24 protein-coding genes and 1 tRNA gene are annotated in these 23,968 nt (G+C 71.5%); 14 read left to right on the plus strand and 11 right to left on the minus strand.

The window, feature by feature from the left end:
- Positions 1-55 precede the first annotated feature (55 nt).
- A complete protein-coding gene (locus tag AB0A90_RS04970; RefSeq protein ID WP_357241758.1) occupies positions 56-1,387 on the plus strand; it encodes an NAD(P)/FAD-dependent oxidoreductase in 1,332 nt (443 codons plus the stop codon).
- Positions 1,388-1,461: 74 nt separating this feature from the next.
- Here the strand turns inward: AB0A90_RS04970 and AB0A90_RS04975 are convergent, their stop codons facing one another.
- Positions 1,462-3,312: a hypothetical protein gene (locus tag AB0A90_RS04975; protein ID WP_357241761.1), complete on the minus strand. Its 1,851-nt coding sequence runs from the start codon at positions 3,310-3,312 to the stop codon at positions 1,462-1,464.
- Between the two features lie 101 nt (positions 3,313-3,413).
- On the opposite strand from AB0A90_RS04975, the gene AB0A90_RS04980 reads away from it, so the two are divergent.
- The 4 genes from AB0A90_RS04980 (at position 3,414) to AB0A90_RS04995 (ending at position 5,681) form a co-directional block, all read left to right on the plus strand.
- Positions 3,414-3,494 (plus strand) — tRNA-Leu (locus AB0A90_RS04980).
- Between the two features lie 107 nt (positions 3,495-3,601).
- Entirely contained in the window at positions 3,602-4,417 is an 816-nt protein-coding gene (locus AB0A90_RS04985; RefSeq protein ID WP_357241764.1) for a Bax inhibitor-1/YccA family protein, read from the plus strand.
- Between the two features lie 151 nt (positions 4,418-4,568).
- Positions 4,569-5,327: a Bax inhibitor-1/YccA family protein gene (locus AB0A90_RS04990; protein WP_357241767.1), complete on the plus strand. Its 759-nt coding sequence runs from the start codon at positions 4,569-4,571 to the stop codon at positions 5,325-5,327.
- 33 nt (positions 5,328-5,360) lie between these two features.
- Positions 5,361-5,681: a hypothetical protein gene (locus AB0A90_RS04995; RefSeq protein ID WP_357241770.1), complete on the plus strand. Its 321-nt coding sequence runs from the start codon at positions 5,361-5,363 to the stop codon at positions 5,679-5,681.
- Between the two features lie 38 nt (positions 5,682-5,719).
- On the opposite strand, the gene AB0A90_RS05000 is transcribed toward AB0A90_RS04995, so the two are convergent.
- From AB0A90_RS05000 to AB0A90_RS05010, 3 genes are all read right to left on the minus strand, one after another.
- A complete protein-coding gene (locus AB0A90_RS05000) occupies positions 5,720-6,982 on the minus strand; it encodes an acetyl-CoA C-acetyltransferase (RefSeq protein WP_357241774.1) in 1,263 nt (420 codons plus the stop codon).
- Between the two features lie 78 nt (positions 6,983-7,060).
- Positions 7,061-7,873 (minus strand): SGNH/GDSL hydrolase family protein, encoded by an 813-nt coding sequence (locus AB0A90_RS05005; protein WP_357241777.1) that lies wholly within the window; start codon positions 7,871-7,873, stop codon positions 7,061-7,063.
- Complete coding sequence (locus tag AB0A90_RS05010) at positions 7,870-8,919, minus strand: SGNH/GDSL hydrolase family protein (protein ID WP_357241780.1); 1,050 nt, start codon at positions 8,917-8,919, stop codon at positions 7,870-7,872. The genes AB0A90_RS05005 and AB0A90_RS05010 overlap by 4 nt, the downstream gene beginning before the upstream one ends.
- 150 nt (positions 8,920-9,069) lie before the next feature.
- Here AB0A90_RS05010 and AB0A90_RS05015 point away from each other — a divergent pair, with 150 nt between their 5' ends.
- Entirely contained in the window at positions 9,070-9,426 is a 357-nt protein-coding gene (locus AB0A90_RS05015) for a YkvA family protein (protein WP_357241782.1), read from the plus strand.
- A gap of 72 nt (positions 9,427-9,498) precedes the next feature.
- Entirely contained in the window at positions 9,499-10,869 is a 1,371-nt protein-coding gene (locus AB0A90_RS05020) for a cystathionine beta-synthase (protein ID WP_088946256.1), read from the plus strand.
- Between the two features lie 204 nt (positions 10,870-11,073).
- On the opposite strand, the gene AB0A90_RS05025 is transcribed toward AB0A90_RS05020, so the two are convergent.
- The 5 genes from AB0A90_RS05025 to AB0A90_RS05045 all read right to left on the minus strand — a co-directional run bounded on the left by AB0A90_RS05025 (position 11,074) and on the right by AB0A90_RS05045 (position 14,994).
- On the minus strand, positions 11,074-11,583 hold the full coding sequence (locus AB0A90_RS05025) for a GNAT family N-acetyltransferase (protein ID WP_357241785.1): 510 nt from the start codon (positions 11,581-11,583) through the stop codon (positions 11,074-11,076).
- A complete protein-coding gene (locus tag AB0A90_RS05030) occupies positions 11,580-12,509 on the minus strand; it encodes a ribonuclease Z (RefSeq protein ID WP_357241788.1) in 930 nt (309 codons plus the stop codon). The genes AB0A90_RS05025 and AB0A90_RS05030 overlap by 4 nt, the downstream gene beginning before the upstream one ends.
- Before the next feature lie 380 nt (positions 12,510-12,889).
- Positions 12,890-13,354 carry a nucleotidyl transferase AbiEii/AbiGii toxin family protein gene (locus AB0A90_RS05035; RefSeq protein ID WP_357242411.1) on the minus strand — a complete coding sequence of 155 codons (465 nt, stop codon included), beginning with the start codon at positions 13,352-13,354 and terminating at the stop codon, positions 12,890-12,892.
- 479 nt (positions 13,355-13,833) lie between these two features.
- Positions 13,834-14,496, minus strand: coding sequence for a peptide-methionine (S)-S-oxide reductase MsrA (gene msrA / locus AB0A90_RS05040; protein ID WP_357241791.1), 663 nt, complete (start codon positions 14,494-14,496; stop codon positions 13,834-13,836).
- A gap of 75 nt (positions 14,497-14,571) precedes the next feature.
- On the minus strand, positions 14,572-14,994 hold the full coding sequence (locus AB0A90_RS05045; protein ID WP_357241795.1) for an HIT family protein: 423 nt from the start codon (positions 14,992-14,994) through the stop codon (positions 14,572-14,574).
- A gap of 248 nt (positions 14,995-15,242) precedes the next feature.
- Here AB0A90_RS05045 and AB0A90_RS05050 point away from each other — a divergent pair, with 248 nt between their 5' ends.
- From AB0A90_RS05050 to ilvA, 5 genes are all read left to right on the plus strand, one after another.
- Entirely contained in the window at positions 15,243-16,292 is a 1,050-nt protein-coding gene (locus tag AB0A90_RS05050) for a WD40 repeat domain-containing protein (protein WP_357241798.1), read from the plus strand.
- A 115-nt stretch (positions 16,293-16,407) separates the two neighbouring features.
- Entirely contained in the window at positions 16,408-17,550 is a 1,143-nt protein-coding gene (locus AB0A90_RS05055) for a cystathionine gamma-synthase (protein WP_357241801.1), read from the plus strand.
- Positions 17,551-17,563: 13 nt separating this feature from the next.
- Entirely contained in the window at positions 17,564-18,973 is a 1,410-nt protein-coding gene (locus AB0A90_RS05060; RefSeq protein WP_357241804.1) for an amidase family protein, read from the plus strand.
- A 45-nt stretch (positions 18,974-19,018) separates the two neighbouring features.
- Positions 19,019-19,930: a DUF4328 domain-containing protein gene (locus tag AB0A90_RS05065; protein WP_357241807.1), complete on the plus strand. Its 912-nt coding sequence runs from the start codon at positions 19,019-19,021 to the stop codon at positions 19,928-19,930.
- A gap of 153 nt (positions 19,931-20,083) precedes the next feature.
- On the plus strand, positions 20,084-21,304 hold the full coding sequence (gene ilvA / locus AB0A90_RS05070) for a threonine ammonia-lyase (protein WP_357241810.1): 1,221 nt from the start codon (positions 20,084-20,086) through the stop codon (positions 21,302-21,304).
- A gap of 59 nt (positions 21,305-21,363) precedes the next feature.
- Here ilvA and greA read toward each other — a convergent pair whose 3' ends face one another.
- Positions 21,364-21,861, minus strand: a complete 498-nt coding sequence (gene greA, locus AB0A90_RS05075; RefSeq protein WP_357241813.1) for a transcription elongation factor GreA — start codon at positions 21,859-21,861, stop codon at positions 21,364-21,366.
- Positions 21,862-22,017: 156 nt separating this feature from the next.
- Positions 22,018-22,458 carry a DUF4307 domain-containing protein gene (locus AB0A90_RS05080; RefSeq protein ID WP_357242414.1) on the minus strand — a complete coding sequence of 147 codons (441 nt, stop codon included), beginning with the start codon at positions 22,456-22,458 and terminating at the stop codon, positions 22,018-22,020.
- Positions 22,459-22,660: 202 nt separating this feature from the next.
- Here AB0A90_RS05080 and mca point away from each other — a divergent pair, with 202 nt between their 5' ends.
- Both mca and AB0A90_RS05090 read left to right on the plus strand, forming a co-directional pair.
- Entirely contained in the window at positions 22,661-23,542 is an 882-nt protein-coding gene (gene mca / locus AB0A90_RS05085) for a mycothiol conjugate amidase Mca (protein WP_357241816.1), read from the plus strand.
- A 48-nt stretch (positions 23,543-23,590) separates the two neighbouring features.
- The gene (locus tag AB0A90_RS05090; protein WP_357241819.1) at positions 23,591-23,884 is read left to right on the plus strand and encodes a hypothetical protein; all 294 of its coding nucleotides are present in this window, start codon (positions 23,591-23,593) and stop codon (positions 23,882-23,884) included.
- Positions 23,885-23,968 lie beyond the last annotated feature (84 nt).

Raw genomic sequence — 23,968 nt, forward strand, 5'->3', positions numbered from 1 at the left:
ACAGATGGGGGCCGCGAGCGGCATTACCTGAGCCGGCCGGGGAAAGATAGACAACGTGAATCCGAAGCGGATCCTTGTGGTGGGTGCCGGGCACGTCGGTCTGTACGCGGCGCTGCGCCTGTCGAAGAAGCTCAGCTCCCGTGAGGCTGAGGTCATGGTGGTGGACCCCCAGCCGCACATGACCTATCAGCCGTTCCTGCCCGAGGCCGCGGCGGGCAACATCTCCCCGCGGCACTCCGTGGTGCCGCTGCGCCGGGAGTTGAAGCGGTGCAAGATGGTGGCCGGCACGGTCACGCGGATCGAGCACGACCGCAAGGTCGCCACCGTGCAGCCGATCAGCGGCCCGGCCCGGGAGATCACCTACGACCACGTGGTCGTGGCCCCGGGGTCGGTCTCCCGCACCCTGCCGATCCCTGGTCTGCATGAGCAGGGCATCGGGTTCAAGACCATCGGCGAGGCGATCTACCTGCGCAACCATGTCCTCGACCGGCTCGACGTGGCAGCCGCCACGGCGGATGCGGACGTCCGACGGTCGGCGCTGACCTTCACCTTCGTCGGCGGTGGGTACGCCGGCATCGAGGCGCTCGCCGAGATGGAGGACATGGCCCGCGACGCCCTGCGCTACTACCCGGAGCTGAACCAGGACGAGGTTCGCTGGGTGCTGGTCGAGGCGACCCAGCGGGTGCTGCCCGAGGTCGACCGGGACATGGGTGCGTACACCGTCCAGCAGCTGATGAAGCGCAACATGGACATCCGGCTGGACACCCGGCTCGAGTCCTGCGTCGACGGGGTGGTCAAGCTCTCCGACGGTGACAGCTTCCGGTCCGACACGATCGTGTGGACCGCTGGCGTGAAGCCGTCGCCGATGCTGGACGCGACCGATTTCCCGCGCGACGACCGTCGGCGGATCACCTGCCTGCCCACCCTTCAGGTGGTCGACGGTGACCAGGTGGTCGAGGGCGCGTGGAGCGCCGGTGACTGCGCCGCCGTGCCGGACCTCACCAAGGAGCCGGGCAACTTCTGCTCGCCGAGCGCCCAGCACGCGGTGCGTCAGGCCGCCCGGATGGCCGACAACATCGTGGCCGTGGTCCGGGGCCGCGAGCCGGTCAACTACAAGCACAAGCACGTCGGCAGCGTCGCGAGCCTCGGTCTGCACAAGGGCGTCGCCCAGGTGTACGGCATCAAGATGACCGGCTGGCCGGCCTGGGTCATGCACCGGACGTACCACATGAGCCGGATCCCGTCGTTCAACCGCAAGGTCCGGGTCGTGGTGGACTGGTCGTTGGCGTTCTTCCTCAAGCGTGAGGTGGTCGCCCTGGGGCAGTTGCACGACCCGCGCGAGGAGTTCGTCGAGGCGTCCCAGCCGGTCGGTGCCCCCCGCGTCTGACCCGAACACGCACGAGTAAGGCCCCTTCCTACCGGTTGCGGTGGGGAGGGGCCTTTCTCTGTGCGACGGCGGGGTCAGACCCGCCAGATCCAGGCGTCGGCCATCCGGGTCGCGGGGCCGTAGAGCTGCTCGAGGGTGTTTCGCAGGCTCTCCGCGTGGGGGGCGTCGTCGGCCAGCGCCACGCACGAGGCGCCCCAGAAGTCCGCGTCCACGGTGGCCTGCCGGCGCTGCTCCTCGCCGATGGCCGGTTGGTCACCGCGTCGGGCGACGTCCGCCAACAGAGCGGACGTGGGCTGCTTGAAGGTGCCCATCGCCGCGGTGCCGCGCCGCCCGTACGGGCCGATGAAGAACCCCTCGGGCAGGCTGAAGGCGGCGTTGGCGGCCGTGGCCCAGCGCATCGGCCCGGGTTCCTTGGGCGTGGGCAGCGGCACCGGCACCAACACCCCACCGGGTGGCACGCACTGCCGCCAGTGGCCGCCGGTGACGAACTCCGGCACGGCGGGCCGTTCGATCGTCGGCAGGGGAGTGGGGAAGATCGGCAGCAGTGCCGCGCCGACGGCCAGTGGCACCAGCCGTCGGGCCCGACCGGTGCCGCGCAGAGCCCGGTCCACCGCCAGCACGAGCAGCGTCGCGACGATCGGCAGCAACGCCAACGCGAACCGCATCGGCAGCGCGCCGTCCACTACCGGCAGCCCGCCGATCAGGGCGTACGGGCCGGGAATCGCGGTCCTGGTGCCACCGAGCACCACCTCGGGGCCGAGCGAGAGGACACCCATCACCAGGCCCGCCACGACGCACGCGAAAACCAACCGGCGATGCCGCCCGGCCCAGATCGCGCAGGCCACGGTGACCAGCAGCAGGGGCCAGCCCAGGAAGGTGTTGTACTCGGCCGGACCGGTGGTCAGCCGGGCCGCCTCGGCGCTGCCGGCCACCGAGAGCGGGGAGACCGCCCACCAGCTGCTCAGGTCGGCGGAGAAGTAGGCCGGGGTGAACATGCCGTCGGCGACCCCCTGCGGGCCGGCGAACTGGAACCACAGCGGGTAACCGAGCACCAGCAGGGAGAGCCCGGCGGCGATGGCCAGCCCACCGGCGAAGCCGGGCAGCACCCGCCGGGCCAGGTCCCGGTCCGCCACGGCGTAGCTGATCGCCATCACCAGCAGCGTGGCGGCGGCGAGGAAGAGCACCTCCTCACCGATGAACACCTGGGCGCTGACCGCGCCGGCCAGCCCGGCCGCCGAGGTGACCATCCGTCGGCGATCCGGCCCGCCGGGTCGGGTCCGTCCGGTCTTGGGCGGTGTCACCGGCCCCGGGTCGGCCGCCCGCAGTAGCCGGACCACCAGCCAGACGATCACCGGCACCAGCCACTGGGCGGTCATGTGCAGGTGGCTGTTGGTCTGCGAGACCATGCCGGGGCCGAAGCCGCACAGGCCACCGCCGAGCGCGGCGGCGAGCCGGCGGGCGCGCAGCATCCGGTGCAGCAGCAGGTACCAGGCGACAGCGGTGCCGGCGAGGTTGGCGGTGGCGAGGAGCGCGAAGCTGACAGGTGCGCCCAGCAGCAGGGTGACCGGCGCGACGACGATGCCGAGCGCGATCACCGTGGTGTTGGCCATCAGGTTGACGCCGTCGGGCGCGTTGAGCCGGTCGGTGAGCAGGTCGAAGTCCCCGAGCAGCGCGCGGGCGTCCACCGCCAGGAACCATTCGTAGAGGGTCTGGTCCTCCGGGTTGAGCGCCAGGGTGCGGCCGGCCGGATCGGGCCACAGCCCGTGGGTGAGCCACCCGGCGAGCGCCACCCAGGTCAGAGCGACGAGCAGATCCGCCCGGTGTCGGTGGACGGCGGCCAGCAGGCGAGCCGCCCGAGGCCGGCGGTCGCCCTGACGGTCGAGGCGGAAGGCCTGCTCAGGGGCCGTGGGGGCTGCGCTGCTCACGGCACCGACCCTAATGTGGCCAGCCCTGCTGGGTACGTCAGGTCGCCGCTAACCGGTTACGGTGACACTGCACCTCGCGTGTCGACGCGCCGGTGCCACCCGCCCGGGTGGTGGAAAGGCAGACACGGCCGCCTTAAAAGCGGCTGCCGCAAGGCGTGCGGGTTCGACCCCCGCCCCGGGCACCCACCAGCTCGACACATTCTCATTCGTGATCACCAGGACTTGGCCGTGCCGTCTACTCTTGAAGGGCACGTTCACGTGCAAACGACCCCCTGAGGGAGGCCAGACAGTGAAGACCTCGAACCCGGTGCTCGCCCGGCTCGGCCAGGCGGCCGAGCGGGAGCGCTCCGCCGGGTACGCCCCGGCCGGGCCGTACGGACAGCCCGGCATTCCCCAGCAGTACCCGTCCCAGGCCGGTTACCCGGCCGCGCCGCCCACCGTGGCGCCGATGACGGTCGACGATGTCGTCGTCAAGACCGTCGCTCTGCTCGGCATCCTCGGCATCACCGCCGCGGCCGCCTGGGTGCTCGTGCCCGACGCGCTCGTCGGCACCGCCTGGATCGGCGCGGCGGTCGTCGGCCTGGTCCTCGGCTTGATCATTTCGTTCTCCCGGATGGCCAACCCGGCGCTCGTCATCGCGTACGCGGTCGTCGAGGGCGTCTTCGTCGGCATGGTCAGCAAGGCCTTCGAGACGCTCTACGACGGCATCGTGCTCCAGGCGGCGGTGGCCAGCTTCGGCATCTTCTTCCTGATGGCGATGCTCTACCGGGCGAAGGTCATCCGGGCCACCCCGGCATTCGTCAAGGGCATGATCGCGGCGATGGTCGGCCTCTTCGCCGTCATGATGATCAACCTGGTGCTGGCGCTGTTCGGCGTCAACACCGGCCTGCGCGACGGCAGCCCGCTGGCCATCGGCTTCAGCCTGGTCTGCATCGTGGTCGCCTCGCTGAGCTTCGTGCTCAGCTTCAAGGAGATCGAGGACGGCGTCCGGATGGGCCTGCCGCAGCGCTACTCCTGGGTGGCCGCGTTCGGCATCCTGGTCAGCCTGGTCTGGCTCTACATCGAGATCCTGCGCCTGCTGAGCTACTTCCAGGGCGACGACTGACCTCGTCCGCACTGCCGACCGGCGCCCGCTCCCGCTTCGGCGGGGGCGGGCGCCGTCGTCAGCGCCGTTTCCCCGCCGCCGCCGGTCCGCCCGGGGCAGAGTGACTGCGAGGGCCACATGCCCTGGGGGTACGCGGGCGAAGGAGGCGGCGGTGCGCAGCAACAACCCGGTACTCAACCGGCTGGACGAGACCGGCCGGGTCGAAGCCCGGGTGCTCGGCGCCCGCGACGTCGAGCCGATGACTGTCGACGACGTGGTGACCCGTACCGTCGGGTTGCTGCTGGTCACCGGTGTGGCGGCGGCGGTGTCCTGGGCGGTGATCCCGGACGCGGCCTGGCTCGGCGCCGCGCTGGCCGGCAGCGCGCTCGCCTCGATCGCGCTGGTCCTGGTCATCTCGTTGCGGGGCATCACCAACCCGGTGCCGATCGTCGGCTACGCCGTGCTCCAGGGCCTGCTGCTCGGGGTGGCGAGCCGCACCTTCGAGCAGGTCTACCCGGGCATCGTGGTGCAGGCGGTGGCCGGCACGTTCGGCGTCTTCCTCGGCATGGCGGCGCTCTACCGGGCCCGGGTGATCCGGGCGACGCCCCGGCTGGCCCGCCTGGTGATCGGGACGTTGCTCGGGATCGCCGTGCTCAGCGTGGTCAACCTGGTGTCGTACCTGATCTCCGGCCGGCCGGGTCTGGCGGTCTACAGCGTCAGTGGTCAGGTGGGCTGGCTGCCGTACGCCTTCTCGGTGGTGGCCATCATCGCCGGGGCGTTCAGTTTCATCCTGGACTTCGACCTCGTCGAGCGCTCGGTGCGCGACGGTCGCCCCCGCCGGTACGCGTGGCTGAGCGCGTTCGGCCTGCTCACCGGTCTGGTCTTCCTCTACTGGCAGCTGCTGCGGCTGCTCAGCTACCTGCGTCGCTGACGGGCGCGCGGGTCGGCCGTAGACTCGGCGGCGATGAGCGCAGCGGAGTTGGAACAGGCCGTACGGTTGCTGGTCGGTCAGGTCGGGCACTGGCAGCAGCCGCGCTGGGCGGCCGTCGCGACGACCGGCAACGTGCCCCGCGCCGACCTGGTGCACCGGTTGGTGCAGGAGCTCGCCAACCTGGCCGCCGACGCCGAGGGCGAACCGCGCCGGAGCGTGCCCCGGCTCGACAACGACCTGGCGCTGCCCGACCAGTTGCGGGTGGTGACGGCCGACCTGCGGGCCACCGGAGCCGGCGACGAGGTGTTGGCGCGGGCCGCCGCCGAGGTGACGGCGACCCGCAGCGCGCTCTGAGGCCCACTCCGTGAGGCGCGGGGGCAGGCTGCCTCAGCTCAGCTCAGCCGTTCGAGCACCATGGCCATGCCCTGGCCGCCGCCCACACACATGGTCTCCAGACCGATGGTCTTGTCGTGCCACTCCAGGGCGTTGAGCAGGGTGCCGGTGATCCGGGCGCCGGTCATGCCGAACGGGTGACCGACCGCGATCGCCCCGCCCATCACGTTCAGCTTCTCCTCCGGGACGCCCAGCTCGCGGTAGGAGGGGATGACCTGCGCCGCGAACGCCTCGTTGATCTCGACGAGGTCGACGTCGTCGATGGTCATGCCCGCGCGGCGCAGCGCCTGCCGGGACGCCTCGACCGGCCCGAGGCCCATGATCTCCGGTGACAGGGCGGTCACCCCGGTGGAGACGATCCGGGCCAACGGGGTCAGCCCCAGCTCCTCGGCCCGCTGGGCGCTCATCACCACCACGGCGGCCGCGCCGTCGTTGAGCGGGCAGCAGTTGCCGGCGGTGATCCGACCGTCCGGACGGAACACCGGCTTCAGGCCGGCGACCGCGTCCAGGGTGACGCCGGCCCGGGGACCGTCGTCGGTGCTCACCACGGTGCCGTCCGGCGTGGTGACCGGGGTGATCTCCCGGGCCCAGAAACCGTCGGCGATGGCCTTCTCGGCGAGGTTCTGGCTGCGTACGCCGAACTCGTCCATGTCGGCGCGGGTCACGTCGTGAACCTGGGCCAGGTTCTCCGCGGTCTGCCCCATGGTCAGGTAGATGTCGGGCAGCTCACCGGCCTCGCGCGGGTCGGTCCACACCTCGGCGCCACCCTGCGCGCGCTGCTTCGAGCGCTCGCCGGCCGCCGCGAAGCGCGGGTTCTCCCAGCCGCCGCCGACCAGGGCCTGCGCCTCCGGCGGCAGCCCGTCGGAGCTGCCCCGGGCATAGCGGGAAACCATCTCCACACCGGCGGAGACGAACACGTCGCCCTCGCCGGCCCGGATCGCGTGCATCGCCATCCGGGTGGTCTGCAACGACGAGGCGCAGTAGCGGGTCAGCGTGGCGCCGGGCACCGTGTCCAGACCGAGCAGCGTGGACACCACCCGGGCCACGTTGAAGCCCTGCTCGCCCCCGGGCAGGCCGCACCCGAGGTAGAGGTCGTCGATCGTGGTCGGGTCGAGTTGGGGGATCTTGTCCAGGGCCGCCTGGACGATTGTCGCGGCGAGGTCGTCGGAGCGGACGTCGCGCAGGGACCCCTTGTGCGCCCGGCCGATGGGGGAGCGGGCGGTGGCGACGATGACGGCGTCGCGGGACGACTCAATCGGCATGAGCCAACGTTAACCCGCCAGTAACATGGCGCGGAAGAAGCCGACGCGGCGGGAAATGTCACCCTGGCCGGAGACGATCTAGCGCCGGGTCGCGACCGTCGCCGCGGCGACGATGGCGGGCAGCAGCGCGTGCGCCCACACCCGGTAGCCGTCGGCGGACGGGTGGAAGCCGTCGTGGCAGAGCGTCCCCGCGTCGGCCCGGAACACCGGCCCGGTCTCGGTGGCGAGGTCGACCACCGAGCCGCCCGCGTCCAGCACGGCGGCGGTCTGCGCGCGGGCCATCCGACGGCCCGACCAGCCGACCACCTGGCGCAGCGGCGGCGCGATGGCACGCACCGCGCCGAGATCGGGGCAGGTGCCCACCACCACCTCGACCCGCGCCTCCCGCAGCCGGTGCACAGCGGCGGCGAGATAGGCCGCCGCGTCGGAGGGACGGCGCAGCCCGGTGGCGTCGTTCGCGCCGATCAGGATCAGCGCCACGTCGGGCCGTTCACCGAGCAGGGCCCGGGCCACCTGGGTGGCCAGGTCCGTCGAGCGGGAGCCTGAGACGCCGACGCTGGACAGGTGTACGCGTCGGCCGGCCGGACCCTCGGCGAGCAGGTTGGCCAACTGCCCGCCGATGGTGTCGTCGAGACGGTCGACGCCCACGCCGAGCGCCGACGAGTCGCCGAGCAGCACCAGCCGCAGCGGCGGAGCGCCCGCCCGGCCGATCGTGGCCCGCAGGACCAGCCCCAGCTCCGGTTGGGCGTAGCGCCGGTGCCGGGCGACGAACGCCTCACCAGCCAGGACGGCTGCGCCGCCCACGGTGCCGGCGAGCAGCGAGAACGCCGCTGCCCGACCCAGCCGGCCGGCGAGGCCGGCGGTCACGCCCCGGTCGCTGCGCTCGTTCATGCCAGTCCCTCCACTGTCGAGGCGTCGGGGGCGGATCCGTGTTGCGGCACCGCGACGACACCGAAGAACGCCCGGCGGCGCAACTGCGCCCACCGGCCGGCCGGCCCTCGGTCGCGGCCCCGGACCTGGGTGCCACTGACCTCGGTGCCGGCGTGCCGGGCCGCCTCCTGCGCGGCCTCCGGCAGCGACCGTACGCCCTCTCCCCACGTCGGTGTGGCCCGGCGCTCCTGCCCCGCGCCGAGCGCGGACAGCATCGTCGGCAGGAGAGCGGCGGCGCACATCGCGTACCCCTCGGCGGAGGGATGGAACCGGTCCCACGCGAACATCCGGGTCGGCTCCGCCGCGAACCGGGGGCCGAGGAGATCACCGAGGGAGACCGTCCAACCGCCCGCCTCCACCACCGCGACCGTCTGGGCTGCGGCGAGTTGTCGGCTCCACCGGTGCGCCAGCCACCGCAGCGGAGGCTGGATCGGACGGATCGCCCCCAGGTCGGGGCAGGTGCCGACGACCGCCTCGCAGCCGTTGTCGCGCAGCGTGTGCACCGCCTCGACGAGGTAGCGCACCGCCAGCCCACGCGGGGTCCGGTTGGTGATGTCGTTGCCGCCGATGAGGATCACCGCGATGTCGGGTCGGCACTCCAGCGCCGCCTCCACCTGGTGGCGAAGTGCCGACGAGATGGCACCGACCACCGCGAAGCGGTGCAGTTGAACCGGCCGGTGCAGTCGACGGGACAGGCCGGTGGCGAGCAGCGCGCCCGGCGTCTCCCGACGGCGGTGCACCCCGTAGCCGGCGGCCGACGAGTCACCGAGCACGACCATGGTGAGGGCTGGGCCGGGGAACTTCGCGCCGTAGATCCCGTCGCAGCGCGGCGGCGGTGCCTCGGCCATCGGGATGGTGCGTCGGGCCTGCCGGGCCTGGCCGAGCAGCACCCCGCCGGTCGCCACCGCGGCCGCCGCGGTGGCGCCCGTCCCGATCGCCGCCAGGCGGGCGAACCGCCGGGTCTGCCGCCAGCGCTCACCGGGTACGACGGAATCAGCCACCCCCATACCACGACATTATCGCGCCGGTCCGACACGCCGCTGTCGTCGTGACGGCTCCCGAGTGCCTGGAAACCGACGCGGCGGGGTATCGGTACGGCAGAGGCCGGCCGAGTTGCGCCGACCCGCCACGCTGATCCGGCGGAGAGGAGCGCGACGATGGGGAAGACACTGAAGCGCAGCGCGGCCTTCGCGGCCCTGGCGCGGGCACTGACGGCCGGGGCACGCGGGGGGCCGTCGCTGGGCACGCGGTTGGCTGCGTTGCCCCGGATGATCCGGGCCACCACCAAGGGGGAGTACGACGGCGGCCTTCGGCTGGCCCTGATGACGGCGGCGACGGCGTACATCGTCTCGCCGATCGACCTGCTCCCGGAGATCCCGCTGGCGATCTTCGGGCTCGCCGACGACGCTGTCATGATCACGTGGTTGGCGGGCAGCGTGCTCGCCGAGACCGATCGCTTCCTGGAGTGGGAGGCCCGCCGCAGCTCGGTCATCCCCGGGGGGCTGGTGCCCTGACGGCACGTACGCTGGGCGACGAGGAAACGTCTGCCCGGCCGCCGTTGCCGGCGCCGCAACGAAGGGCACACCGTGCAGTACTACGACAACGTCGTCGACATGATCGGCAACACCCCGCTGGTACGTCTGCGTAACGTCACCGAGGGCATCCAGGCCACCGTGCTGGCCAAGGTGGAGTACGTCAACCCGGGCGGCTCGGTCAAGGACCGGATCGCACTGCGGATGGTGGAGGACGCCGAGGCCGCCGGCCTGCTCAAGCCCGGCGGCACCATCGTCGAGCCGACCAGCGGCAACACCGGCGTCGGGCTGGCCCTGGTGGCCCAGCTCAAGGGCTACAAGTGCGTCTTCGTCTGCCCGGACAAGGTCAGCCAGGACAAGCAGGACGTGCTCCGGGCGTACGGCGCCGAGGTGGTGGTCTGCCCGACCGCCGTCGCCCCGGAGGATCCGCGCTCGTACTACAACGTCTCCGACCGGTTGACCCGGGAGATTCCCGGCGCCTGGAAGCCCAACCAGTACAGCAACCCGGCCAACCCGCGCTCGCACTACGAGACCACCGGCCCGGAGCTGTGGAAGCAGACCGAGGGTGGGCTGACCCACTTCGTGACCGGCGTCGGCACCGGCGGCACCATCTCCGGCATCGGGCGCTACCTCAAGGAGGCCTCCGAGGGTCGGGTGCGCATCATCGGGGCCGACCCGGAGGGTTCGGTCTACTCCGGCGGCACCGGCCGGCCCTACCTGGTGGAGGGCGTCGGCGAGGACTTCTGGCCGGAGACGTACGACCAGGGTGTCGCCGACGAGATCGTCGAGGTCTCCGACAAGGCCTCCTTCGAGATGACCCGGCGGTTGGCCCGCGAGGAGGGGCTGCTGGTCGGCGGCTCCTGCGGTATGGCCGTGGTCGCCGCGCTGGAGGTCGCCCGCAAGGCCGGCCCGGACGACGTGGTGGTGGTGCTGCTGCCGGACGGCGGCCGGGGCTACCTTTCCAAGATCTTCAACGACTCGTGGATGGCCCGGTACGGCTTCCTCGACAACTCCGGTGCCGAGCCGACCGTTGCCGACGCGCTGGCCAGCAAGCCGGGCGGGCTGCCCGAGCTGGTGCACGTGCACCCGACCGAGACGGTCCGCGACGCCATCGACTACATGCGCGAGTACGGCGTCTCGCAGCTGCCGGTCCTCAAGGCCGAGCCGCCGGTGGTGACCGGTGAGGTGGCCGGCTCGATCGCCGAGCGGGACCTGCTCGACGCGCTCTTCACCGGCCAGGCCCACCTGCACGACACCATCGAGCGGCACATGGGCGACCCGCTGCCGATGATCGGTGGCGGTCAGCCGGTGAGCGAGGCGGTGGGCCTGCTGGAGAAGTCCGACGCCGCCCTGGTCCTGGTCGACGGTAAGCCCAAGGGCGTCCTGACCCGCCAGGACCTCCTGGCCCACCTGGGCGCCCACTAACCCAACCCCAACCCCAACCCTGCCCCACCCACCCACCCACCCACCCACCCACCCACCCACCCTGGTCGATCAAGGAGTTGTGGTGGTGCGCAATTCGGGCACCCATGCCCAAAGTCCCCACCACAACTCCAAGATCGACGGGGTCGGGGTTGGGGTCGGGGTCGGGGTTGGGGTTGGGGTTGGGGTGGGGGTTGGGGGTGGTGCTTAGAGGGGGCGGGTGTAGCGGAGTTGGCGGGTTTGTGCTGATCCGATTGCTTCGTCCCGTTCGTCGCCCGTGGGGGTCCAGCCGCCGCGCTCGTAGAAGGCGCGGGCGCGCGCGTTCTGGGCCAGCACCCAGAGCACCGCGCGTCGCCAGCCCTGCGCCCGCATGGCGTCCAGGGCGTCCACCATGAGCAGGCGGCCGCTGCCCCGGCCCTGCTCGGCCGGGTCGAGGTGGATCGCGTTGAGCAACCCGGTGGCCGGGTCGTCCTCGTCGTCCGGGCCCAGGTAGCTGAACCCGACAAGCGTCCCGGCCCGCTCGGCCACGGTCATCCGGTGGTTGTCCCGCTCCCACTGCCACCGCTCCGCCCAGTACCGCCCCATCGCCTCCGGCGTCGGGTCGACCAACGCCTCGGCCGGCAGGAAGGCCGAGTACGCGGCGACCCGGGAGCGCTGGTGGAGGGCGCCCACCGCCATCAGGTCGCGAGCGGTCGCGGGGCGGAGCGTGACGATCATCCGGTCGAGGCTACCCGGCGGGGTGGGAGCTGCACCGTGGTCAGGTCCTCGGCGATGATCAGGTCACCGTCGAAGTGCGCGCGGGCCTCGTCGTGGAACCGGCGCGGGTCCGAGTAGCGCTGGGAGAAATGGGTGAGCACGAGCCGGCGTACCCCGGACTCGGTGGCCACCCGGGCGGCCTGCGCCGCGGTCAGGTGGCCGACCTCGGCGGCGAGCGCGGCCTCCGACTCCAGGAAGGTCGACTCGATGACCAGCAGGTCGGCGTGCTCGGCGAGGGCGTACACCCCGTCGCAGAGGCCGGTGTCCATCACGAACGCGAACCGCTGGCCCGGCCGGGGCACGCTCACCTCGTCGCGGGTGACGCGACGCCCGTCGAGGTCCAGGTGCCCGACGCGGATCAGCTCGCCGACAGCCGGCCCACCGATGCCGTACGCGGCCAGTTGCTCCGGCAGCATCCGGTGGCCGTCCGGCTCGACCAGGCGATAGCCGTACGTCTCGATGGGGTGCCGCAGCCGGCGTGCCTCCAGCGTGCCGCAGCGCAGCGCGATCCGCTGCCCGTCCTCCTCGATCGGGGTGACCTGCAACTCGGCGGTCTCGTAGAAGGAGGTGGCGTGCCGCAGCCGGGCGAAGTACTCGGCGCCGCCCGCCGGGAAGTGCACGGCGACCGGGTGCGGCACCCGGTCCAGGGAGAGTCGCTGGATGGTGCCGGGCAGGCCGAGGCAGTGGTCGCCGTGGAAGTGGGTGACGCAGATCCGGGTCAGGTCGGTGGCCGTGACCGTGGTGTGCAGGAGCTGACGCTGGCTGCCCTCGCCCGGGTCGAAGAGGATCACCTCGTCGTCCCAGCGCAACACGTACCCGTTGTGGTTGCGCTGACGGGTCGGCGCCTGGCTGGCCGTTCCGAGGATCACCAGCTCGCGCATGGACATCGCCGCTCCCCGGAGATGGAGCGACCCCCGGGGCGCTCCGCGCAGGTGCGCGGGCCGGCTGGACTTGGCCGGCACCCCGGGGGTCGGGTGGCTGTCGTGGATTCGCCGCACCGCTGCCACACGGTCTCGACGATGGTGCTGGTGCCCGCCTTGCGGCGGACCGATCACTGTCGAGGACAGCGGCTAGCTGACAGCCACCTCACGAGTCCGATTGCTATACAAGTCTGGACCACCTCCTTTCACGTGTACGGCCACGTTATCGAGTCCTCGGCGGGGTCTGCAACGGATTTCGATCACAGGGTCGAACGGGAATGCCCGGCCACCTCATCGGCGGCCGGGCATTGCATGTGAACAGGCAGACGCGGTCTCAGCCGCTGCGCCTACGGAGTGTCGGTGAGCTCGCGTCGCCAGTGCGCGAACCGGTCGCGGACGGCGGGTAGCTCGGCGGCCGGTAGGCCGTAGCAGTCGAAATCCTCGTCCGTGATCTGGGTCAACGCGCCCAGTGCGTCCGCGAAGGCACGCGGGTCGAAGCCGGGATCCGCAGCCGCAGCCAGCTCGAGTAGGCGTTCCCTCGTGTATTGGCCGCTCAGCAGCGCGGCGTCCACGTCGAGGAAGTCTCGAGCCTCGGCGCGGCCGAAGAGCGCACACATCTTGTTCGCGACGGCGTCGTCGGGATGGAGAACAGGGCCGACGGGGGACATGACCGGAGCGTGCGCTCGCCAGTCCGCCGACATCTCCAGCTTGTCCGGCTCCCCGCCTGGATCATTGCCGTAGACGAGCAGGCGGGCAAACGTGTCATTCCGATCAGTGAAGAGATCCACGTCGCCGCTGAGCCGACTTCCCATCCCGTGAGCGCTCACCGCGTATCCACCGGCCAGGGCGAAGCCAAACCGGCCGGCCGCACCGAGAGCCTGGTGATCTTTAGATGACTGGGCAGCATCGTTCAGGCTGCGCGGGGAGGGGCGCTGCGGAGTTGAGGGAAGCGTTCTTCCCAGGCTCGGCGAACGGCCTGGGGTAACCACATTGACGGCCAGAGCTGGATCAGGGAGTCGCGGCTGACGTAGGTGTGGAGGTCGGCCGGACTCGCAGCCTCATTGAGGACCGTCCGGTACAGGTCGCCGATGCGCCCGGGCTGCGTTAGGTCGTAACGAGGGTTGCCGGACCACTTCAAGTGGCGTGTTAGCTGGACTGTGCCGGATGTCGGCCCGCAAAGCTGATCAAGGGATTCGGGCACGACGACCGGTTTGGCGTAACCGTACGGACGGCTAGCGCTGTCGCCGCTCATCGTGCCCTCCCTATGTTCGATTCAGCCTAACGCCTCGGTTCAGCCGCCGACTCGGGCCACGCCGACCGGGCAGCTCAGGCCGTTCGGGCCGTGGTTGCAGTACCCGTTCGGGTTCTTGGTCGGCGCGAGGTACTGCTGGTGGTAGTCCTCGGCAAAGAAATAGTCGCCGAGCGGGGCGATCTCGGTGGTGATCTCACCCTTGCCGGCCCGGTTCACGATCGGCTGGAACGCGTCCCGGGACGACTCCGCGATGGCCCGCTGCTCGTCGGTGGTCGTGTAGATCGCCGAGCGGTACTGGGTGCCCACGTCGTTGCCCTGGCGCATGCCCTGGGTCGGGTCGTGGTTCTCCCAGAAGACCTTCAGCAGGTCCTCATAGTTGATCTTGCTGGGGTCGTACACCACCTGGACGACCTCGGCGTGCCCGGTCCGGCCGGAACACGTCTCCTCGTACGTCGGGTTCTTGGTGATGCCACCCGCGTAGCCGGCGGAGGTGGTGTAGACGCCCGGCAGCGTCCAGAACAGCCGCTCGGCTCCCCAGAAACAGCCCATGCCGAAGACCGCGACCTGCAGGCCCTCCGGGAACGGGCCCTTCAGCGGGGTGCCCAGCACCTCGTGGCGGTCGGCGACCGGCATGGCGATCGGACGGCCCGGCAGGGCCTGGTCGGGCGAAACCATCTCAGCGTTCATACGGCGCAAAAACACGTGGGGATCTCCTCTCGTACCTCTCCCAGCGTGTAACACCGGTGGGTCCACCTTCCTTACCCGCGCCGGTGTGAGTCAGGCCCCGTCCGGGAGTGCGGCGGCGACGCGGTCCGCGTAGGCCTCGGCCTCGGCGTCGTCCTCGTAGCGGGTGCGCGGCCAGAAGAAGCCCCGCAGCCCGTCGCCCTTGGTGCGCGGGACCACGTGGGTGTGCAGGTGCGGGACGGACTGGGACACCTTGTTGTTCATCGCCACGAACGTCCCGCCGGCGCCCAGACCGGTCTCCACGGCCACCGCCAGGCGCTGCACCAGCGCGAAGTAGCCGGGCAGCAGGTCCGCCGGCAACTCGGCCAGGGTCACCAGGTGGACTCGGGGCACCACCAGCACGTGTCCCTTGAACACCGGCCGGGTGTCCAGGAACGCCACCCCGTCCGGGGTGTCGGCGACCCGGAACGCCGGCACCTCACCCGCCACGATCCCGCAGAACACGCACCCACTCATCCGCTCAGGCTATGCCGACGAGCCGACGGATCACGGTGCCCCCCACGCGCGCATCGACTGTGATAATCATTGACCGGTCTGGATAAGCACACGGGGGTGACGTGCTGTCGCGGCAGCGACGCCCGGCCGATCGGCCGAGGCGGGCTGCCGCTTGGACTGCGCCCTCACGACGACGATCCGATTCCGTTGCGACCTCAGGACCCCGGGCCGTCGCGGTCTCGCTCGTCGAGACTCCGAAAGGACGCACCTTGCAGATCAGAAGAGGTCCGACCCTGGCGCTGGCCGCCCTGACCGTCGGCCTGCTGACCGCCACGATCTCGACTCCCGCCCAGGCAGCTCCCGCGCAGACGGCCACCCCGCTGTCACTGCCGGGCGTGGCCGACGTGGTGTCGGCCGGTGACCGGGTCTTCGTCAGCGGCGGCTACTCCTCGACCGAGGTCGTGGTGACCAGCGCGACGGGCACGGTGATCGGCACCCTGTCGGGGCTTCCCGGCCCCAGCGACCTGCTGCTCAGCGCCGACCGGCAGACGCTCTACGTGGCGCTGCCCAGCGCCAACGCCATCGCCGCCTTCAACACCGGAACGCTTGCCGAGTCGGCCCGGTACGACACCGGCGCGGGGGAGTGCCCGTCGTCGCTCGCGTTGACCGGGCGGTACCTGTGGTTCGGTTACGGCTGTGACCAGTGGGGCGGCAACATCGGCCGGATCGATCTGGGCCGGCAACCGGCAGTGGTGACCACCGGGGTGGCCACCGGTCAGGACTTCTACGACGCCCCGCTGCTGACCGCCGCCAGCCAGAATCGTTCGGTGCTCCTGGCCGGGCAGCCCGGGTTGAGCCCCGCGTCGGTGTACGCGTACACGATCGGCACCGGGGGAGCACTGAGCGCGCCCAGGGAGAACGACTTCATGGCGGTCGGCAGCAACCTGCAGGACGTCGCGCTCGACCCCACCGGCACCACCGTCTTCACCGCGTCCGGCGCCCCGTACGTGGTGCAGGCGTTCCCGTTCGCCGACATCAGCACCCCGTCCGTGACCTATCCCACCGGTGCGTACCCGAATGCGGTCGAGGTGTCCCGCGACGGCACCAGGATCGCCGGCGGAGCGGACGCCTCCTACGACCCGGACGTGTTCGTCTTCCGGGTCGACGGCACCGAGCTGGCCCACTTCGAGCTGAACGACGACCTCAGCCCGGGAGCGCTGGCCTGGGCGCCCAACGGAGCCCGGGTCTACGCGGTCTCCTACGACTGGACCGGGGACCACCCGGTCACCCTGCACGTCCTGCCCGTTCCGGCCGGCTGACCGGCCCGCCGACGGATGGTCGGCGTACGCGGGGCCGGGCCAGACGGTCCGGCCCCGCGCCCGGGAGCGCGGGTTCCGTTCCAGTCAACTCCGGCGGGGCACTAGCCTCACCAGAATGAACCACGGCTTCGACACGCTCGCGATCCACGCCGGTCAGGACCCCGAGGCGCGGACCGGCGCGGTGATCCCACCGATCTACCAGACCAGCACGTACGCCCAGGACGCCGTGGGCGCGCCCCGGCTCGGCTACGAGTACAGCCGCTCGGGCAACCCGACCCGGGACGCGCTCCAGGAGTGCCTGGCCGCGCTGGAGGGCGGGCCGGTGGGGCTCACCTTCGCCAGCGGTCTGGCCGCCGAGGACGCCCTGCTGCGGGCCGTCTGCCAGCCGGGCGACCACGTGGTGATCCCGGACGACGCCTACGGCGGCACGTACCGGCTGTTCGCCCGGGTCGCCCAGCGCTGGGGCCTGGAGTTCACGCCGGCGAAGGTCTCCGACCCGGCGGCGATCCGGGCGGCGGTGCGGCCCGGCCGCACGAAGATCGTCTGGCTGGAGACGCCGACCAACCCACTGCTGAGCATCGCCGACATCGCCGCCCTGGCCGCCGTGGCACACGACGCGGGCGCGCTGCTCGTGGTGGACAACACCTTCGCCTCGCCGTACCTGCAACAGCCGCTCGCGCTCGGCGCGGACGTGGTGGTGCACTCCACCACCAAGTACATCGGCGGGCACTCCGACGTGGTCGGTGGCGCGCTGGTCGTCGCGGACACCGCGCTCGGCGAGGAGTTGCGCTACCACCAGAACGCGATGGGCGCGATCAACGGCCCCTTCGACGCCTGGCTCACCCTGCGCGGCATCAAGACCCTCGGGGTACGCATGGACCGGCACTGCGACAACGCCGAGCGGCTCGCCGCGTACCTCGACGGGCACGCCAAGGTCGCCGAGGTGCTCTATCCGGGGCTGCCCTCGCACCCCGGTCACGAGGTCGCCGCCAAGCAGATGCGCCGGTTCGGCGGCATGATCTCGTTCCGTGCCGCCGGTGGTGAGGAGCACGCGGTGGACATCTGCAACCGCGCCAAGCTCTTCGTGCTCGCCGAGTCGCTGGGCGGCGTGGAATCCCTGATCGAGCACCCGGGTCGGATGACACACGCAAGTGCTGCCGGCTCGCCGCTTGAAGTTCCCGGCGATCTCGTGCGACTGTCTGTCGGCATCGAGACGGTCGACGACCTACTCGCCGATCTGGAGCAGGCGCTGGGCTGACCGCTGGGGGAGGATGGCCGTGCAGGACATCATGGCGACCTGGGTCGGGGCGACCGCCAAGCAGATCGCCCGGGGCGTACGCCGAGGTGACGTCTCGGCGACCCAGGTCGTCGCCGACCACCTCGAATACATCTCCCGAGCCGACCGTGAGCTGGCCGCGTTCCGCGCCGTTCGCGGTGGCGAGGCGATCACCGAGGCGGAGAAGGTCGACGAGCAGGAGGACCTGGCCAACCTGCCACTGGCCGGGGTGCCCGTGGCGGTCAAGGAGAACACTCCGGTCGCCGGTCTGCCCACCTGGAACGGTTCGGCCGCCGCCCGCAGCGACGTGGCGGAGGCCGACCACGAGGTGGTACGTCGGCTGCGCGGCGCCGGTGCGGTGATCCTCGGTGTGACCCGGATGCCGGAGCTGGGGCTGTGGGCGCTCACCGACGACGACAGCGCGGTGACCCGCAACCCGTGGGACAGCACGCGTACCCCCGGTGGTTCCTCCGGCGGCGCGGCCGCCGCGGTGGCCGCCGGGCTGGTGCCGATCGCGCACGGCAACGACGGCCTCGGCTCGATCCGGATCCCGGCGGCCTGTTGCGGGCTGGTCGGGCTCAAGCCGGGCCGGGGAGTGGTCCCCTGCCAGCTCGGCACGGACGACTGGTTCGGCCTCACCGAGCACGGCATGCTGACCAGCACGGTCGCCGACGCGGCGGTGGGCTTCTCGGTGCTCGCCGGCCGGCGTCCCGAGAAGCTGGTTCCGCCGCAGCGGCTGCGGGTGGGTGTCTCGCTGCGCTCCCCGGTGCGGGGTGTCGCACCGGACGCGCCCAACCGGGACGCGGTCGCCGCCGCCGGTCGGCTCCTCGCCGCCGCCGGGCACGACACGGTGCCGGCCGATCCGGTCTACCCCACCGCGCTGGGCCTGCAGGGCATCGCCACCTGGTTCGCCGCCGCCGCCACCGACGTGCGGGCCGCCGGGTTGGACCGCCGTGGCCTGCAACGACGTACCCGACGGCATGTCGCGCTGGGCGAGTGGGCGCAGCGTCGCGGCTACGTGCGGGAGGCCGACCGGGCCGCGTGGCGGCAACGGTCGGTCGACTTCTTCACCGACCACTCGGTCGACCTGCTGCTCACCCCGGCGCTGGCCAGCGCGCCACCGGAGGCGGCCCGCTGGTCCGACCGGTCCTGGCGGGCGAACATGACGGCCAACATCCGGTACGCCCCGTACGCCGCACCGTGGAACATCGCCGGTCTGCCGGCGATCGTGGTGCCGGTCGGCCGCCGCCCGGACGGTCTGCCGGTCGCCGTGCAGCTCGTCGGTCCGCCCGGCTCGGAACTGCTACTGCTCGGGGTGGCCGGCCAGTTCGAGATGGCCGCGCCGTGGACTCGTCACGCTCCCGGTTACCCCCGGGTCGGAACAGGGTCGCCGGCTGCCGCCTGATCGTCTACGGTGTGCGCGCACCGTCGCTCTGAGCGGGAGACAGCCATGCGTTGCCAGACCTGCGGGGACACCGCGTCCTCCGCGTTCCACGAGTGTCAGCGTTGCCACACGCCGCTCGGCCAACCCGCCGTCACTCCGGGGCTGCCGACCTACTCCGTACGCGGCATCGGGCTGGCCGCGCGCATCGCGGTCGGCGCGACTGCGGTGCTGTACCTCCTGGTGGCACTCTCCCCGCTGCTCGGGTGGGCGATGTCCCGGCGGGCACAGGCCGACAACGACCCAGATCTGTTGCTCGGTGCGGCGGTCGTCGGCGTGCTGGCGGCGCTGCCCATGGTGGTGGCGTACCTTACCGCCGCCGTGCTGGTGATCATCTGGACGTGGCGGGCGCGGAAGAACACCGACGCGTTCCCGGGTGCGCTGCCGACGCTGGGCGCCGGGTGGGCGATCGCCGGTTGGCTGGTGCCGTTCGCGAACTTCGTGGTGCCGGCCCGCGTGGTGGGCAACGTCGCGCGGGACAGCCTCTGGCGGCGGGTCACCCCGCCCCTGGTGATCGTCTGGTGGAGTTCCTGGCTGGTGTTCAGCGTCGGCGAGAGGTTGGCCAGTCGCCTCGACAGCCGAGCCTACGACGTCCTGCCAGAGAACCCCGCCGCCGCCGGCGACTATCAGGCGTACGCCGACTACTACCGGGACTCGTTCCTTCGCAACGCGGTGCCGGCGGTGGCCTGTGTGCTCGCCGCCGTGACGTTCTACCTGCTGATCCAGCGGATTTCCGCCGCACAGGAGGCCCGCGTCGCCCGCGCGCAGCCCGCATGGCCGGCCGCCCCCGGCTGGCCAGCGGTTCAGGCCTGGCCGGTGGCTCCGCCCATGGGTCCGGCGGCTCCGCCCGCAGGTCCGGTGGCTCCGCCCGCAGGTCCGGTGGCTCCGCCCGTGGGTCCGGAGGCCTCGTCCCGGGCATGATCGACACGGGATTGCTGAAACCGCGCTGTCACACGAGGTTGATACCGCGGTTTCGGTGATGTCGAGTGGATCAGCCGGTGAACGGGAGCGGGGGCCTTTGCCGGAAGCGGTGTCGCCGCAGAGGGCTCCGGAGGCGGGTGGCACGATCGGGGCATGACGGAACTGGTCGGTCTCGACGACGTGCGGGCTGCACGGGAACTGCTCGCCGGTGTCATCCGGACCACCCCGCTGGAGCCCTCCCGTCCGCTCAGCGCGGCGCTGGGCGGGCCGACCTGGCTCAAGTGCGAGAACGTGCAGCGCGCCGGCTCGTACAAGGTGCGCGGCGCGTACGTGCGGATCTCCCGGTTGTCGGCGGCGGAGCGGGAGCGCGGCGTGGTCGCGGCGAGCGCGGGCAACCACGCGCAGGGCGTGGCTCTCGCCGCGGGCCTGGTCGGCACGCGTGCCACCGTCTTCATGCCGGTCAACGCGCCGCTGCCGAAGGTGGCCGCGACCAAGGGGTACGGCGCGCAGGTCGAGTTCGCCGGCAACACCGTCGACGAGTCACTTGTCGCCGCGCACACCTACGCCGAGCGCACCGGAGCGGTGCTGATCCACCCGTTCGACCACCCGGACGTGATCGCCGGTCAGGGCACGGTCGCGCTGGAGATCCTCGAACAGTGCCCGGACGTGAAGACGATCATCACCGGGGTCGGCGGCGGCGGTCTCATCTCGGGCATGGCGGTCGCCGTGAAGGCGTTGCGACCGGACGTCCGGATCATCGGCGTCCAGGCGGCCGGCGCGGCGGCGTTTCCTCCCTCGCTGGTGGCCGGGGAGCCGGTCCGGCTGCCGGCGTTCTTCACCATCGCCGACGGCATCGCGGTCGGTCGGCCCGGTGAGATCACCTTCAACCATGTGCGCAAGCTCGTCGACGAGATCGTCACGGTTTCCGAGGAGGACATCTCCCGGGCGCTGTTGATGTTGCTGGAGCGCGGTAAGCAGGTCGTCGAGCCGGCCGGGGCGGTCGGCGTCGCCGCGTTGCTGGCCGGCGTGGTCGAGGTGGAGACGCCGGTGGTCGCGGTGCTCTCCGGCGGCAACATCGACCCGCTGCTGATGCTCCGGGTGATCGAGCACGGTCTGGCCGCCGCGGGCCGCTACCTGCGGGTGACCGTGCGCTGCTCGGACCGGCCGGGACAACTGGCGTCGCTGCTCAGTCAGATCGCCGAGCACCGGGCCAACGTGGTGGACGTGGAGCACCAGCGCGCCAACCCGCACCTCAGTCTCGGCGAGGTGGAGGTGGCGCTGTCGGTGGAGACCCGGGGCGTGGAGCACTCGGACACGCTGATCAGCGCGCTGCGGGCCAGCGGCTACCAGGTGGTCTTCGCCGCCGAGGCGTGACACCGGTGGGTGTCACGCCTCGGGGCGGTGCGTCTGGGCCTGCGGTGCAGCCGGCGACGTCAGCCGGAGAAGGGCTCGAAGCTGACCACTGTCACCTTGATGTCGGCGCCACTGGGTGCCGTGTAGGTGCAGGTCTGCCCGGGCCGACCGCCCAGGATCGCCTTGCCGAGCGCGGACTCGGGGCTGTAGACGGTCAGGTCGGTGGTGGCCGCGATCTCGCGCGAGCCGAGCAGGAAGGTCTCGGTGTCGTCGGCGTCGTCGTCGAAGTAGATCGTCACGACCATGCCGGGCGACACCGCGTCCGCGGACGGCGCCTCGCCGACCTTCGCGGTACGCAGCAACTCCTGGAGGTAGCGAATGCGTCCCTCGGCCTTGCCCTGCTCCTCGCGGGCGGCGTGGTAGCCGCCGTTCTCCCGCAGGTCGCCCTCCTCGCGCCGAGCGTTGATCTCGGCGGCGATCGCCGGGCGGTTGGCGATGTGCTCGTCGAGCTCGGCCTGGAGGCGGTCGTGCGCGTCCTGGGACAGCCAGGTGGCGGGCGCCTCGTTGCCAGTGGACACAGGCGTTCTCCTCAGATGTGCGTGGCTGGCTGACAGGTGAACTACCAAGTTACCAGTGCGGTACGACACAGCGTGTCGGCCATTACCGCCGGTGTCCGGTTCCGACACCCCGGGTAGGCACCCTCCGAGGCCGGTCGCTGAGGCTGTTGTGGCAGCTCAGGACGGGGGTCGGCAGCGCAGAACCTCGCCGATGAACGGCCGCGCGGTGGTGGTCAGGCGGTGCTGGGTCGTGACGTGCCGGTCGCCAGGCCGGGCGGTGACGGTGATCTGGTCACGGGCCACCTCGGCCCCCGCGCGGTCCCGGGCGCGCAGTACGCAGACCGCTGAGCCGCCCGCCGGCACGGTCACCCGAAAGTCGACACGCACCTGGGTGTCCGTGATGTCGGTGTAAGTGATGACCTGGGCGTCGTAGACCGGGTCGCCGTACTGGCGGTAGAGCCGCACCGAGATCACGGTCAGCGTCGCCACGAGCGCCAGCAGCACCAGCGCGGCGAGCAGGCTGCGTCGGCGTTCGCCGCCAGGTGCGCGGCGACGGCCGTAGCGTCCGGCGGGGAAAACCGGAGCGCCGGGTGAAATTGTGGCGTGCGTCTCGGTCACCGGCGGGTATCTCCTGGCGTTGTTGTCGGCAGCATCGGCAAGAATGACAAGGTCCATCCTCCCACCCGGTCCAGCGGCAGGAATGGCAGGTCATGCCCTGCGGTGCTGGCCGGCGACAGGGTGCGGTGAGCAACGATCCCGGCAGGTCAGCCGGTCGAGCCCGGTCGGGTCCACCGGCCGGCACAGACGAGGAGTGCCGAAGTTGGCAGAGCAGCTGCGACTCATGGCCGTGCACGCGCACCCCGACGACGAGTCGAGCAAGGGTGCGGCGACCATGGCCAAGTACGTCGCCGAGGGCGTGGACGTCCTGGTCGTGACGTGCACCGGTGGGGAGCGCGGCAGCGTGCTCAACCCCAAGCTCGACCGTCCCGACGTCTGGGCCAACATCGGCGAGATCCGCCGCGCCGAGATGGACGCCGCCCGGGCGATCCTCGGCGTCGAGCAGGCCTGGCTCGGCTTCGTCGACTCCGGGCTGCCCGAGGGTGACCCGCTGCCGCCGCTGCCCGAGGGCTGTTTCGCCCTGCAGGACGTCGAGGTGGCCGCCGGCCCACTGGTGCGGCTGATGCGCGAGTTCCGTCCGCACGTGGTGACCACGTACGACGAGGAGGGTGGCTACCCGCACCCGGACCACATCATGTGCCACAAGGTGAGCGTGGCCGCGTTCGAGGCCGCCGGCGACCCGGAGCGCTACCCGGAACTGGGCGCGCCCTGGCAGCCGTTGAAGCTCTACTACGACATCGGCTTCTCCAAGGCCAAGATCATGGCGTTGCACGAGGGCATGCTGGCCGCGGGCAAGGAGTCGCCCTACGAGGAGTGGATCAAGCGCTGGGAGGACCGGCCCGACAAGGGTCCACGGATCACCACGCGGGTGGAGTGCTCCGAGTTCTTCCCCGTCCGCGACGACGCGCTGCGCGCCCACGCCACCCAGGTCGACCCGGACGGCTTCTGGTTCCACGTGCCGATGGAGTTGCAGCGCCGCGCCTGGCCGACCGAGGACTTCGAGCTGGCCCGATCAATGGTCGACAGCCCGCTGCCCGAGTCCGATCTCTTCGCGGGGGTGCGGGAGACGGCGCACGCGCGCTGATTCCGGGCAGAGCTACCCTGGTTACCAACCGCACATCGGAGGAACGCCATGCTGACCGCTGCCCAGGTGCTCGCGGAGAACAACTTCGGAGACACCCGCACGGGTGGTCTGGCCGGGCCGATGGGCCTGTTCCTCATCCTGCTGCTGGCCGCCGCGACCATCCTGCTGATCCGCAACATGAACGCCCGGCTGCGCCGCCTGCCGGACCGGTTCCCGCAGCAGGCGACGCCGTCCGACCCGACCAGGGTCGACGCTTCAGTCGTCGATCCGACAGACGGGACCACCGGGCGTGATTCATCCGCCACCGGTCCCAATGGGCACCAGCAGCACCGGAACGGGTAGCCAGCGCGTGAATCACGCCGAACCGGGTGGTCGCCCCCTGTTGCGGCCACCCGGTTTGCCTTAGCCTTCCGCCGGGGGACCAAA

Source organism: Micromonospora sp. NPDC049204 (assembly GCF_040647935.1).
Classification (GTDB): Bacteria; Actinomycetota; Actinomycetes; order Mycobacteriales; family Micromonosporaceae; genus Micromonospora.